General features: G+C 65.6%; 13 protein-coding genes. 9 read left to right on the top strand and 4 right to left on the bottom strand.

Annotated features, from left to right (window positions below; all coding sequences use genetic code 11):
* Positions 1–37 precede the first annotated feature (37 nt).
* The 3 genes from JNB89_RS15730 to JNB89_RS15720 all read right to left on the bottom strand — a co-directional run bounded on the left by JNB89_RS15730 (position 38) and on the right by JNB89_RS15720 (position 2,025).
* A complete protein-coding gene (locus tag JNB89_RS15730) occupies positions 38–1,042 on the bottom strand; it encodes a bifunctional enoyl-CoA hydratase/phosphate acetyltransferase (RefSeq protein ID WP_220362825.1) in 1,005 nt (334 codons plus the stop codon).
* A gap of 124 nt (positions 1,043–1,166) precedes the next feature.
* Positions 1,167–1,640: a universal stress protein gene (locus JNB89_RS15725; protein WP_220362824.1), complete on the bottom strand. Its 474-nt coding sequence runs from the start codon at positions 1,638–1,640 to the stop codon at positions 1,167–1,169.
* Between the two features lie 37 nt (positions 1,641–1,677).
* The gene (locus tag JNB89_RS15720) at positions 1,678–2,025 is read right to left on the bottom strand and encodes an HPF/RaiA family ribosome-associated protein (RefSeq protein ID WP_013338964.1); all 348 of its coding nucleotides are present in this window, start codon (positions 2,023–2,025) and stop codon (positions 1,678–1,680) included.
* A gap of 253 nt (positions 2,026–2,278) precedes the next feature.
* On the opposite strand from JNB89_RS15720, the gene JNB89_RS15715 reads away from it, so the two are divergent.
* A complete protein-coding gene (locus JNB89_RS15715) occupies positions 2,279–3,913 on the top strand; it encodes an oleate hydratase (protein WP_223216771.1) in 1,635 nt (544 codons plus the stop codon).
* A gap of 219 nt (positions 3,914–4,132) precedes the next feature.
* The gene (locus JNB89_RS15710; protein WP_346656211.1) at positions 4,133–5,455 is read left to right on the top strand and encodes an NRAMP family divalent metal transporter; all 1,323 of its coding nucleotides are present in this window, start codon (positions 4,133–4,135) and stop codon (positions 5,453–5,455) included.
* Between the two features lie 39 nt (positions 5,456–5,494).
* Here JNB89_RS15710 and JNB89_RS15705 read toward each other — a convergent pair whose 3' ends face one another.
* Positions 5,495–6,010, bottom strand: coding sequence for a flavodoxin family protein (locus tag JNB89_RS15705; protein ID WP_220362822.1), 516 nt, complete (start codon positions 6,008–6,010; stop codon positions 5,495–5,497).
* A gap of 220 nt (positions 6,011–6,230) precedes the next feature.
* Here JNB89_RS15705 and JNB89_RS15700 point away from each other — a divergent pair, with 220 nt between their 5' ends.
* The 7 genes from JNB89_RS15700 (at position 6,231) to JNB89_RS15670 (ending at position 11,749) form a co-directional block, all read left to right on the top strand.
* On the top strand, positions 6,231–7,067 hold the full coding sequence (locus JNB89_RS15700; RefSeq protein ID WP_220362821.1) for a universal stress protein: 837 nt from the start codon (positions 6,231–6,233) through the stop codon (positions 7,065–7,067).
* A gap of 36 nt (positions 7,068–7,103) precedes the next feature.
* Positions 7,104–7,607 (top strand): universal stress protein, encoded by a 504-nt coding sequence (locus tag JNB89_RS15695; RefSeq protein WP_220362820.1) that lies wholly within the window; start codon positions 7,104–7,106, stop codon positions 7,605–7,607.
* 282 nt (positions 7,608–7,889) lie between these two features.
* The gene (locus JNB89_RS15690; protein WP_220362819.1) at positions 7,890–9,236 is read left to right on the top strand and encodes a PAS domain-containing sensor histidine kinase; all 1,347 of its coding nucleotides are present in this window, start codon (positions 7,890–7,892) and stop codon (positions 9,234–9,236) included.
* A complete protein-coding gene (locus JNB89_RS15685) occupies positions 9,233–9,883 on the top strand; it encodes a response regulator (protein WP_135893431.1) in 651 nt (216 codons plus the stop codon). Before JNB89_RS15690 ends, JNB89_RS15685 begins: the two co-directional genes overlap by 4 nt.
* A gap of 132 nt (positions 9,884–10,015) precedes the next feature.
* Entirely contained in the window at positions 10,016–10,450 is a 435-nt protein-coding gene (locus JNB89_RS15680; RefSeq protein ID WP_220362818.1) for a response regulator, read from the top strand.
* On the top strand, positions 10,443–11,231 hold the full coding sequence (gene fnr / locus JNB89_RS15675) for a fumarate/nitrate reduction transcriptional regulator Fnr (RefSeq protein WP_220362817.1): 789 nt from the start codon (positions 10,443–10,445) through the stop codon (positions 11,229–11,231). Before JNB89_RS15680 ends, fnr begins: the two co-directional genes overlap by 8 nt.
* Positions 11,232–11,413: 182 nt before the next feature.
* On the top strand, positions 11,414–11,749 hold the full coding sequence (locus JNB89_RS15670; protein WP_220362816.1) for a c-type cytochrome: 336 nt from the start codon (positions 11,414–11,416) through the stop codon (positions 11,747–11,749).
* The last annotated feature ends 474 nt before the right edge of the window (positions 11,750–12,223 follow it).

Raw genomic sequence — 12,223 nt, 5'->3', positions numbered from 1 at the left:
CCCCCGGGCGCCTGCGGGCGCCTTCAAGCCCCCCAATTCACGCAGAGCGCAGACGGCCTGACCCATCCTCGCGCTCGTCGCGAGGAGCCAACAACGCCGCCAGCGCACACGAAGCGATGCGCGCAGACACACTGTCCGCGCGGCTCGTCAGCACGATAGGCACCTTCGCGCCGATGACAATGCCCGCGCTCGCCGCCCCGCTCAGAAACTCGAGTTGCTTGACGAGCATGTTGCCGGCTTCGAGATCGGGAACCACCAGGATATCGGCGCGCCCCGCGACCGGCGAGGCGATTCCCTTCAGACGCGCGGCTCGCACCGAAATGGCGTTGTCGAAAGCAAGCGGCCCGTCGACCAGCGCGCCGCTTAGTTGCCCGCGGTCAGCCATCTTCGAGAGCGCTGCCGCGTCGAGCGTCGAACGCATTTGCGGATTGACGGTTTCGACCGCGCTGAGAATCGCCACTCGCGGCAGCGCGAGGCCGAGCGCGTGCGCGAGGTCGATTGCGTTCTGAACGATGCCCCGCTTCTGTTCGAGGTCCGGCGTGACGTTGATCGCGGCGTCGGTCATGATGAACGGACGCGCATACGAAGGCAGTTGCACGAGGAAGCAGTGCGAGATGCGCTTGCCGGTCCGCAAGCCGGACTGCGCGTCGACGACGGCGCCCATCAGTTCGTCGGTATGCAGGCTGCCTTTCATCAGCGCCCGCACTTCGGCATGAGCCGCCAGTTGCACGGCGCGCGCCGCCGCGGCGTGACTGTGCGGCACATCGTCTATCTCGATGCCCGACAGCTCGATATGTGCCGCTGACGCAAGCGCCTTGATGCGCTCGCGCGGACCCACGATCAGCGGATCGATCAGCCCGGCTCCGCAGGCCGCGCTGAGCGCGGCAAGGCTCGGGCTGTCGCACGGATGCACCACGGCGACCCGCAGCGGCCCGCGCGCGAGCGCCAGTTGCAGCAGCAGCGACGGCTCGCCGTGCGGCCCCTGCATGAGTCCGGGTAACGCGTTGGCGGCCGGCGCGGCGGTTGGCTGATATGCGTTCATCTGCGATGAGTCGTTTTGCACCTTGAAAGCCACTCGTCAGGAGTTGCGCGGGTGCGCTGCTTGCAGCATGGCGACAATCGTCAGAAAGACGAAGACCACCAGCGCGAGCGGCGCCCGCAGCGCTTCACGCCCGCGCCTCACGCCTTGCGTCCTCGGGCTCGCGAATCAGCAGCACCGGACACGTCGCAAAGCGGACCACGCGTTCCGCCACGCTGCCAATGACCATGCGCCGCAAGCCACGCCTTCCATGCGTGCCCATCACGACAAGGTCCGCGCCGCGTCGCTCGACACAGCGCAGCAACGCGGTCGCGATGTCGTCCGAAATGCCCTGCGTTTCCACGATCTCGGTGTCGCCCACTACGTTCAGTTCGCGCATCTGCTCGAGCGCAGCATGCAGCAGCGTGACGCCGACCTGGCGCGCGGCGTCCGTCAGAAGATGCGGATCGCAGGCGCCCGCATACGTGAATGCCGCCGACTGGTCCACCACGTAGACAGCCGTCAGCTTGCCGCGCGAGAGCTTCGCAAGCTGGATCGCTTCTGTCAGCGCGCGTTTTGCCGCGTCGCTGCCGTCGAGCGCCACCACAATGTTCGAATACATAACAGGCTCCAGAAAAAAGTAAGTGGCAAAACTGCGCTCAGCGCCGTGCGGTCTCACGCTCGAGCATGCGCTCGGCGGCGTCGAAAGCCTCATGCACCGCCCGATCGGCATCCGCACTCTGCCGATGTTCGACCGGCACCAGTTCCCCGCTGCGAAGCACCAGATCGAGGCGCGCGTCGAACAGGCGCTGCTCCGGCTCGTGAATCGCGCTCTCTGCACTCTCTGCATCTTGCGGTGCCTGCCCGCGGATCGCCTCGAGCGCGAGATGGCATCCGGAAATGGCGCGGCTGAAACGCTCGAGGCGCACCAGTTGCGCCGCGGCCTCGGACTCGATTTGCGCAGACCCGGCAAACCCGAGATACACGATCTGCATATCGATTCCCATACTGCCTCCACGCATGCTGTGCCTGATCTCGACCGTCGGTGCAGCGAAAGCCGCGGGCATCGGCGGGTCGATGAAAAGATCATGGGCGTGTATCCATGTCTGGCGATTGACCTGCGTCAACGGCATGACAGTGCTGCGACCGGCGTGCAACGGGCCTGCCCGAGGCCGCGCCTGATTGATCCAGCGCAACGAGCGTCCCGGCTGCACAGGTATGTTCTCTACGTTCACGGCCATTACCCGCGGGGACCCCAAAATGAACCACCACTACGAACGCGCCGGCAGTCATCCGCTCACGGCTGAAGCCCGCACACAGGCAGACGAATCGGGCCATTTCTATTTGGTCGGCGGCGGCATTGCGTCGCTCGCCGCGGCCGCGTTTCTGATTCGCGATGCCGACGTGCCCGGCTGCCGCATCACGATTCTGGAATCGCTCGGCAAGGCGGGCGGCAGCCTGGACGGCGGGGGCACGCCCCAGGACGGTTACGTCGTGCGCGGCGGCCGCATGCTGGAGAGCAAGTACCTGTGCACCTACGACCTGTTCGACTCCATTCCGACGCTGGACGGCACAAGCAGCGTGACAAAGGAAATCTTCGACTGGAACGAGACGCTGCGCACCTCGTCCAAAGCGCGGCTCGTGCGCGACGGCAAGCGCGAGGATGCGCCGGTCTACGGCCTCACCGAAGCGCATCTGCTCGCCCTCGGCCGTCTTTCGTTCGAACCGGAAGCGCTGCTCGGCAACAGCCGCATCTCGGATCATTTCGAGTCCGACTTCTTCGCGACGAACTTCTGGCTCATGTGGTGCACGACCTTTGCGTTCCAGCCCTGGCATAGCGCCGCCGAATTCCGCCGCTACCTGTTGCGCTTCGCGCACATGACGCCGGGCTTCAACCAGTTGCACGGCATCATGCGCACGGTCTACAACCAGTACGATTCGATGGTGCGGCCGCTGCGCAAGTGGCTCGACGAACACGGCGTGGTCTTTCTCAACAACACGCGGGTGATCGATCTGCGATACGACGAAAGCGGCGAGCTGAACCGCGTCGCGGCCATTGTCTGCGAACACGACAGGCGGCGCGACGAGATCGTGCTCGGCGCTCACGACCATGTCATGGTCACGCTCGGCTCCATGACGGCGGGCTCGAGCCTGGGCGCCACGGAGCGCGCGCCCGCTTTCAACCGCGACGATTGCAGCGGCGCGTGGGCGTTGTGGAAGACCATTGCCGCGGGCCGAGAAGAGTTCGGCCATCCGTCCGTTTTCGCCGATCACGTCGACGAATCGCGGTGGCTCTCGTTCACCGCGACGCTGCACGATCCCACGCTCTTTCGCCTGATCCGCGATCTCACCGGCAACGTGCCGGGCGAAGGCGGCCTGATCACCTTTGCGCAATCGAACTGGCTGGCTTCGATCGTGCTGCCGCATCAGCCGCATTTCATCGGGCAGCCGAAGGACGTGCAGGTGTTATGGGGCTATGGGCTCTTTATCGACCGGCCCGGCAACTTCGTCGCCAAACCAATGGCCGAGTGCACAGGCCGCGAGATCATGACGGAACTGCTTGGACATTTGCATATCGACGCACAGGCTCAGCGCATTCTCGACGACGCGATCTGCATTCCCTGCCTGATGCCCTTCATCACGAGCCAGTTCCTGCCGCGCAAACCCGGCGACCGGCCGCAAGTGGTGCCCGAGGGCTGGGCGAACCTGGCATTCATCGGACAGTTCTGCGAGTTGCCGAACGACGTGGTGTTTACGGTCGAATATTCGGTACGCTCGGCGCAGACCGCGGTGTACCGGCTGCTCGGGCTCGACCGATCCGCTCCGGCTGTGTACAAGGGTCAGCACGATCCGCGCGTGGTGTACGGCGCGGCTTCGGCGTTGTCCGGCCACTGAGCGTGGGGCCGACGAGCACGCGACCGGGCACGCGACCGGGCACGCGACTGAGCACGCATCCGGGCACGCATCCGGGCACGCCGGCCAGCAAGCAAACGACCACGCCCACGACCACCCCAACGAGCACGCCAACCATCGCGCCAACAATCACACCAACCATCGCGCCGCACAGCGCGGCAGCAACGCGCGGCGACGCGCACGCCTCCTGAGAGACACGCCGTGGAGCCCGACGCAAGCCAGCCGAAACAGCCGCGCGCCGAACCCGTCCTCAACGGGCTGCGTGCGCCGCTTGCGCGCTTGCGCGAACACCCGCTCGCGCGCGTGGGGCCAGGCCTCATCACCGGCGTCGCCGACGACGACCCGAGCGGCATCGCCACTTATTCTCAGGCCGGCGCGCAATTCGGCTTCGGCATGCTGTGGACCATGCCGCTCGCCTTCCCGCTGATGGCTGCCATGCAGTTGATGTGCGCAAAGCTCGGCCGCGTGACCGGCAAGGGTCTCGCCGCCAACATCAAGGACGCGTTTCCTCCGGCCGTGCTCTACGCTGTGGTGGCGCTGCTGCTCGTCGCCAACACGCTCAACATCGCCGCGGACATCGCCGCGATGGGCGAGGCGGCGCAACTCGTGAGCGGCATCGACCGGCACCTGAGCACCGTCTTCTTCGCGCTCGCGACGTTGATATTGCAGATCTTCGTGCCGTACCACCGCTACGTTGCCTTTCTCAAGTGGCTGACCGTTTCGCTGCTCGCCTATGCGGCGGTGCTGTTCGTCGTGCACGTGCCGTGGCGCGAGGTGGCCTTGCGCACCGTGTGGCCGCACCTGGAGTTGAACGCGAATGCGGCTGCCATGGTGGTTGCAGTGTTCGGCACCACGATCAGCCCGTATCTGTTCTTCTGGCAGGCATCGGAAGAAGTCGAGGACATGCATACTCACACGGGCAGTGCACCGCTTGTGGACGACGCCCGCGAAGCGCCCGCCGAATTGCAGCGCATCGGCTGGGATACGTGGAGCGGCATGCTGTATTCGGACCTGACCGCCTGGTTCATCATGCTCGCAACCGCTGTCACGCTGCACGCGGCAGGCGTGACCGACATCGCCACGGCCGCCCAGGCCGCAAGCGCATTGCGCCCGCTTGTCGGCGACTTCGCTTACCTGCTGTTCTCGCTCGGCATACTCGGCGTTGGGCTGATCGGCGTGCCGGTGCTGGCCGGTTCGGGCGCCTATGCGTTGACCGAGGTGCTCGGCTGGCCCGAAGGACTCGAGCGCAAGCCACGCGACGCACGCGGCTTTTACGGGATCATCGCGGTAAGCGTGCTCGCTGCGCTGGCGATCCAGTTCTCGTCGATCAGTCCGATGAAAGCGCTGCTGTTCAGCGCCGTGGTCAATGGCGTGGTGGCCGTACCGTTGATGGTGGTGATCCTGCTGCTGGTGTCCAGACGCACGGTGATGGGAGCATTTACCGCGAGCCGGCCGGTGCTTGCGCTAGGCTGGATCGCCACGGCGGTGATGGGCGCCGCGGCGTTGCTGCTGCTTCTGCTCTAGGCAGGCCGCGAGTTAAGCGAAGAGCGGAGTCGGCAGACCTCAGCAGACCCATTCGAGCGCCCGGTCATGCGCGAGATGCTGCTTCAGTGTCGCGGCAAACGCTTCGAACGCTGCCGCGGCCACACCGTGCTCGATTTCTGCTGCGCGCACCTTGCATTGCGCGACGGGCGCCTTGCCGGCGAGCGCGCGCATTTCGTCGAACACGCCTTCGGCACCCAGTCCGCCCAACGTGCAGAAGAAGGCGACGTGGCGCAGCTTCGAGCGATTCTGCAGCAGGTACGCGCGTACCGGCGCCGATACCGCGCCCGCCCAGACCGGCGTGCCGATCACCACGAGGTCGTACTGCGACGGATCGAGCCCGGTCGGCACGATTTCCGCGGGCCGCTTGCGCCACGAGTCGAACACACAGTGCAGATAGCCGGACGCTCCGCGGCGCTCGGTGTAGTCGCAGATCTCCTCGACGTCGGCGGACGACAGGCCGGCGAGCGCGGTGGCAAGCCGGCGCGTCGTGCCCGTGCGCGAGAAAAAGACAATCAGGACGCGGGGGTCGGACATGGCTCGCTCCTTCAGTGTGGAAAGCGCACGGCGCATACGCGAGCGCCCTGCATGCCCGCCAGCTTAGGCGCGAGTGCGCGCCCGTTCATGACACAGGTCAAACATCGCCGCGAGGCGGGCCGCCTTGGCCGCCGTTGATCTGCATCAACGCCGCAGACCACGCGGTTCTTAGACTCGAACTCATTCGCCGCTGCGTCGTCCCCTTTGTGGAGCATTCGCCATGAGCTTCAAGACCATCGTCGTTCACCTCGACACCAGCCTGAGCGCGCATCCGCGGCTCGAAACCGCGCTGTCGCTCGCCAGACAGTTCGGCGCGCATCTCACGGCCGTGTTCGCCGTGTTTTCGCCGGACCCGCGCTCGCTCTACGTGATGGCCGGCACGGCCGAGTACTACCGTGAGCACGAAGAGCGACGCGCAGAACGGCGAGCCGCGCTCGAGCGGCTCTTTCACGCGGAGCTGCTGCGCGCGGAAGTTCAGGGCGAATGGATCGCCACCGACGAGTCCGCGAGCTATGCCGTACCGCGTCTTGGCCGCTGCGCCGATCTGATCGTGGCCGGCCAGGACAACCCCGACGACGCCGAATCGTATGTAGGCGATCTCTTCCCGGAGAACCTGATCCTGACGAGCGGACGTCCGGTCTTGCTGGTGCCCTATGCGCGCAACGAACGCACGACAGGCAGCCGGATTCTGGTGGCGTGGGACGGCAGCCGCGAGGCCGCACGCGCCGTGCACGACGCCTTGCCTTTCATGCGCCAGGCGAAGAAGACCACTGTCCTGACCATCAACGGCATGTATCAGGGCGGCCGTGTCTGCGTTCGCGGCGCGGACATCGCGGCGCTGATCGCACGGCACGGCGTGCCGGTCGAAGTCACGGACATCGAAACGGCCAAGGACGATCCGGTCGGCGAAGTGCTGCTTTCGGCGGCGGCGGACAGCAGCGCCGACTTGCTGGTGATGGGCGGCTACGGCCATGCACGCTGGCGCGAACTGATGCTGGGCGGCGCCACGCGCACCATTCTCAAGTCGATGACCGTGCCCGTATTGATGTCGCACTGAGTGCGGCTTTTCTTTCCCCGTTCAGGAGTGTTCGCCATGTACAAAAAGATTCTGGTTGCCGTGGACGGCAGCGAAACGTCGTCGCGGGCGCTCGCCGCCGCCGTGGATCTCGCCCGCGAATCCGAAGCGCGGCTGCAACCCGTGTTCGTCGTGGATGTGCCCCTCATGGCCTACGACGTGCCTGGCTACGATCCGTCGTCGATACGCAATGCGCTCGTCGACGAAGGCAAGCAGGTGCTCGACCACGCCACCGCGCTGATGGCCGCGTCGGGCGTCAAAGGCCCGCCGCGCATGCTCGAAACCGAACTCAGCGGCGACGACGTCGCGCACCGCATCCAGCTCGCCGCGCAGGAATTCGGCGCCGATCTGGTGGTGCTGGGAACGCACGGCCGGCGCGGCGTGCAGCGGCTAATGCTCGGCAGTGTCGCGGAGCGCTTCGTACGCATGGCCACCTGCCCGGTGCTGCTGGTTTCGGCTCGCTGCGCGGCATCGCCTGGCGCCGCTACGATCGCGGGCGATGCGCTCAAGGAACCGTCATAAGCGAGGCGGCCGGTGCGCACAGCGCTGCAGGGCTCGCTCGCGTGCCCGCTTCCTGTGGCGACACTAGCAATGCCGGCTTTGCGCGGCACCGCACTGGCATGAACCCGCCGTTTCGCGGACAATGAGTATAAACATCAGCTTTGCGCGCGGCAGATTCTCGGCTCACCGCCAGTCGGACCGTGAACCTGCCGGCAACTGAAGCGCTCGCCCGCATGCGCACCGCGGCGGCGGTCTCAGGCAGCGCAAGCTGAACTGGTTTGCACTCATTGCCAGGAAGCGCACATGTCCGCGAGCGGTAAGACGCCCCCCCCGCGCCGTGCCGTAACGCACGAACAGTCGAATGGATTCGCCACGCGGCCCGCGTTTGCCGCGGGGGCGGCGTTCGTCGTGACGCTCGCGCTCGCGCTGGCGGCCCGGCGCTGGTTCGACCCGGTGCTGCTGGTCTGCATCGCCGCGGCCCTGCTCGTCGCCACCGGCGCGTTCGTGCTCGTGCGCGCACGGCGCGAAGCTTCTTCAGCGTACAGCGAAGCGAGCGCCGCAATCAGCCAGTCGGGCGTGAACGAAGCGCGCATGATGGCGATCATCCGTTCGTCGATGGAAGCCATCATCACCATCGACGAACAGCAGCGTGTCGTGCTCTTCAACCCGATGGCCGAACAGGTTTTCGGCTGCTCGGCAATGGACGCGATCGGCGCACCGCTCGCGCGCTTCATCCCCGAGCGGTATCGCGCGGCGCACGCGCGGCATGTCGAACAGTTCGGTGTGACGGGCGTGTCCGACCGGCAAATGGGCCGGCAACGGGTGCTCTCCGGCCTGCGTGCAAACGGCGAGGAATTCCCGATCGAGGCCTCCATCTCGCAGATCCGCGACGGCGACACACGTCTTTATACCGTGATGCTGCGCGACGTCACCGAGCGGGTCAGAGCCGAACAGGCGCAGCAGCGCGCGCGCGAAGAACTGCGCGAACTGTCCGCCAACCTGCAGAAGATTCGCGAGGACGAGAAGACGCGCATAGCCCGCGAACTGCACGACGACCTCGGCCAGCAACTGACCGCGTTGAAAATGGATATCTCGACCGTCGAAGAAGCGCTCGACGCGTCCGCGAGCGCGCAAGTGCGCGAGCATTTGCACGGCATGCGCCGTCTGATCGACGTGACGGTAGCGTCGGTTCGCCGCATTGCCGCCGATCTGCGCCCGGTTATGCTGGACGACCTCGGCCTGATTCCCGCGGTCGAATGGCTTGCGAACGACTTCACGAACCGCTACGGCATAGACGTGGAGCGCGACATCGAAACCGGCGACGCGCGCTTTAGCCCCACCGGCGCCACTGCGCTCTTTCGCATCGTGCAGGAAGCGCTGACCAACGTCGCGCGCCATGCCGACGCCACGCTCGTCACGCTCAGCCTGCGCGCGGCACACGAGGGCTTCGTGCTGCGCATTGCCGACAACGGTCTTGGCTCGCCTAACGGGGGCGAGCCGGCCGGCAAGTCGTTTGGCCTGCTCGGCATTCGCGAGCGCGCGCACATGCTGGGCGGCACCGTCGACATTCACACCGCGCAAGGCAAAGGCTTTGTGTTGAGCGTCACCATTCCAGCCGAGGCTGTGCAAATGCAGGAGTTGCAATCATGACCCGGGTCCTCGTGGCCGACGACCATGCGCTCGTGCGCGACGGCCTGCGCCACATTCTCAAAAGCGCGAGCGGCTTCGAGGTGGTCGGCGAAGCAAGCGACAGCGCGAGCACCGTCGCGCTGATCCGCGCCTGCGCGGCAGACGTGCTGGTGCTCGACCTGTCGATGCCGGGCCGCAACGGCGTTGAACTGATCAAACAGATCAAGGACGAAAAGCCGGCGCTGCGCATTCTCGTGCTGACCATGCACGCGGAGCAGCAATACGCGGTACGCGCGTTCAAGGCCGGCGCGTCCGGCTATCTGACCAAGGAAAGCGCGAGCGCGGAGCTCGTCTCGGCGGTGACGAAGGTGGCAGCGGGCGGCGTCTACGTGAGCCTCGCGATGGCCGAGCGGTTCGCGCAAAGCCTGAACGAGCCCACCGACCTGCTGCCGCATCAGCGCCTGTCGGATCGTGAATTCGACGTGCTCAAGCGCATTGCCGCAGGCCAGACGATCACCGAGATCGCGACCGAGCTGTGTGTCAGCGCGAAGACCGTCAGCACTTACAAGACGCGCATCCTCGAAAAAATGCAGATGCCGCACGAAGCCGCGCTGGTGCGCTACGCAATGCGCCACAAACTGGTCAACGACGAAGAAGACGACATCTGACCGCTAGCGAGCGCCTCGCTCGCTACTCCGACGCTTGCTGTAGGAAATTCCCTACAGCCTTTCCCGCTTACCTACCCGAAGTTCGCTGCGCGCCGATTTTATTTTGAGACAGCGCGCCCGATACTTCGAGCCATGAACTCAACAAGCCTCACTCACCCCGCACTGCGTGTGTTTCTGGTCGACGAAGCATCGCCTGTGCGGCGCCGCATGGCCGCGTTGTTCGGCGCACTGGACGGCGTGCAGATCGTAGGCGAAGCGGAGGAGCCCGGCGCCGCGCTGGCCGGCATAGAGGCCGGCGCCGCCGACCTGGTGGTGACCGAGTTGCGTCTGAACGGCGGTAGCGGTCTCGAATTGCTCGCGTTGCTCGCGCAACGCATGCCGCATGTGATCGCGATGGTGCTGACCAACCGTTCCGGCGCGTGGTTCCGGCGAGCATGCCTGACGGGCGGCGCTCACTACTTTTTCGACAAGACCCGCGAATTCGAACTTGCGCGAGCCACGGTCCAGCGGATCGCCGGCCAGCATCATGCACGCGCAGTTCTTCAATCAGGAGCTCATCATGTCTGACGTCGCCGTGCATCCGCTTAGCTCGCGCACTTTCATTCCGCTTCACGCGGCGCCCACACCTGCGCAGCGGTCCGCCACCGAGCGCGCGCCGCGTAACGACGCGCTGCGCTGCACGTCGTGCTCGATGCGCCCGATCTGCATGCCGCAAGGGCTAAAGCCCGAGGAATTGCAGCGCATTGAAGCGCTGATCTGCCCGTCGCGGACCATCCGCCAGGGCGAGACGATCTACCGCGCCGACGACGCGTTCCAGAACATCTATGCCGTGCGCGCCGGGTCGTTCAAGACGGTCGTCATGCACCGCGACGGTCGCGAGCACGTCACCGGCTTTCATCTGGCCGGCGATTCGCTCGGGCTCGACGGCGTCTGCTTCGGCCGCCACAGCTGCGACGCGGTCGCGCTGGAAGACAGCAAGGTCTGCATCATTCCTTTCCATCCGCTCGAAACCATGTGCCGCGAAGTGAAGGTGCTCCAGCAGCACGTGCACCGCATGATGGGCGGCGAGATCGTGCGCGAGTCGTCGCAGATGATGCTGCTCGGAACAATGTCGGCGGAACAGCGCGTGGCCACGTTCCTGCTGAATCTGTCGGAGCGCCTCAGAAAGCGCGGCTATTCGCCGGCTGAATTCCACCTGCGCATGACGCGCGAGGAAATCGGCAGCTATCTCGGGATCAAGCTCGAAACAGTAAGCCGCATGCTGTCCCGATTCCAGCGCGAGGGTTTGCTCGACGCACAGGGCAAAAACATCCGGATTCTGGATCACGAGGGCCTCATGCGGGTGTGATCGCTCGCGTGACGTCTGCCGCCGGTCATTGCCTGGTAAATGAATGCGGATAGTCGACGCGTCGCCGCGCATGCCCGAGGTCCCGATAGCGAGGGCACCTGCGCAGCGCAACCGCAATACAACGCAACGCCTCACATCGCCTGACTGGCCACCAACTCAATCGCCGCACAGGAGCGCATGCCATGAACGCCTTATCCCGTAGCTGTCGGCTGGCATGTGCCGCGTTGATGCTGTTTGCCGCGACCGCAAAGGCGGAGCCCGAGCCCGCCGCGCTGGTGGACCAGCATCACTGCATGTTCTGCCATACACGCGACGCGCCGTTCCTTGCGCCGTCGTTCGAGCAGATTGCCGCACGCTACCGCAACGAGCCCAACGCGCGAATCATGCTCGAACACAAGCTGCGGCTTGGCGGCAAAGCGCACTGGGGCGACATGGCAATGCCGCTGCCCGCGGATCGCGGCGGGCCCATCTCGGCGGAAGATGCACACACGCTCGTGCAATGGGTACTCAGTCAATGACAGCCGTCTGAAAGCAACGGCACTCCTCTAGTGCGCATCGCGCCACATGCAGTGGCTCAGCGGCGGCCCCGCGCACTTTTCATCCGGCAACTCCAATCAAATAGCAAAGGTGCCGGAACTCCATGATGGTTCTGCGTGGGAGTCGTCAGCGCACCTGCGAGGGAAAACCCCTAAGCGCCGCCGCTTCCTGCGCGCGCCCCGCCCCACATGGCTTTGCACGTCGCGCACCGCGAATCGTTAGCTTGACGATAACAAACGCTTGCCGAAGGTGATTGAAGCCGCTTCGCTGTCTACCCTAGACTCGCGCCATGTCGTGGGAAAAATCCGCTGGCCGGCAGTCGCGGCGCGCCCGCATGCGCCACAGCCCACACAAAGCCGCCTCGCAAAAAGGCCGACAAAAACCGGCTGGCAAGGCGCCTCGCGCGAAAGCCGGGCATCACACCATAGCAAGCGTCGACCGCCGTCGACAGGAGA

This window comes from Paraburkholderia phenoliruptrix, assembly GCF_019511605.1.
Taxonomy (GTDB): Bacteria; Pseudomonadota; Gammaproteobacteria; order Burkholderiales; family Burkholderiaceae; genus Paraburkholderia; species Paraburkholderia phenoliruptrix_A.
Note: the sequence above shows the minus strand (reverse complement) of the source record. Positions and strands in the feature narration are given on the sequence as shown.

Coding starts and splice junctions, on each gene's coding strand:
- JNB89_RS15715 (WP_223216771.1), top strand. CDS start 2,279: ATGAACCACCACTACGAACGCGCCGGCAGTCATCCGCTCACGGCTGAA.
- JNB89_RS15680 (WP_220362818.1), top strand. CDS start 10,016: ATGAACTCAACAAGCCTCACTCACCCCGCACTGCGTGTGTTTCTGGTC.
- JNB89_RS15685 (WP_135893431.1), top strand. CDS start 9,233: ATGACCCGGGTCCTCGTGGCCGACGACCATGCGCTCGTGCGCGACGGC.
- JNB89_RS15690 (WP_220362819.1), top strand. CDS start 7,890: ATGTCCGCGAGCGGTAAGACGCCCCCCCCGCGCCGTGCCGTAACGCAC.
- JNB89_RS15705 (WP_220362822.1), bottom strand. CDS start 6,010: ATGTCCGACCCCCGCGTCCTGATTGTCTTTTTCTCGCGCACGGGCACG.
- JNB89_RS15700 (WP_220362821.1), top strand. CDS start 6,231: ATGAGCTTCAAGACCATCGTCGTTCACCTCGACACCAGCCTGAGCGCG.
- JNB89_RS15725 (WP_220362824.1), bottom strand. CDS start 1,640: ATGTATTCGAACATTGTGGTGGCGCTCGACGGCAGCGACGCGGCAAAA.
- JNB89_RS15670 (WP_220362816.1), top strand. CDS start 11,414: ATGAACGCCTTATCCCGTAGCTGTCGGCTGGCATGTGCCGCGTTGATG.
- fnr (WP_220362817.1), top strand. CDS start 10,443: ATGTCTGACGTCGCCGTGCATCCGCTTAGCTCGCGCACTTTCATTCCG.
- JNB89_RS15695 (WP_220362820.1), top strand. CDS start 7,104: ATGTACAAAAAGATTCTGGTTGCCGTGGACGGCAGCGAAACGTCGTCG.
- JNB89_RS15720 (WP_013338964.1), bottom strand. CDS start 2,025: ATGGGAATCGATATGCAGATCGTGTATCTCGGGTTTGCCGGGTCTGCG.
- JNB89_RS15730 (WP_220362825.1), bottom strand. CDS start 1,042: ATGAACGCATATCAGCCAACCGCCGCGCCGGCCGCCAACGCGTTACCC.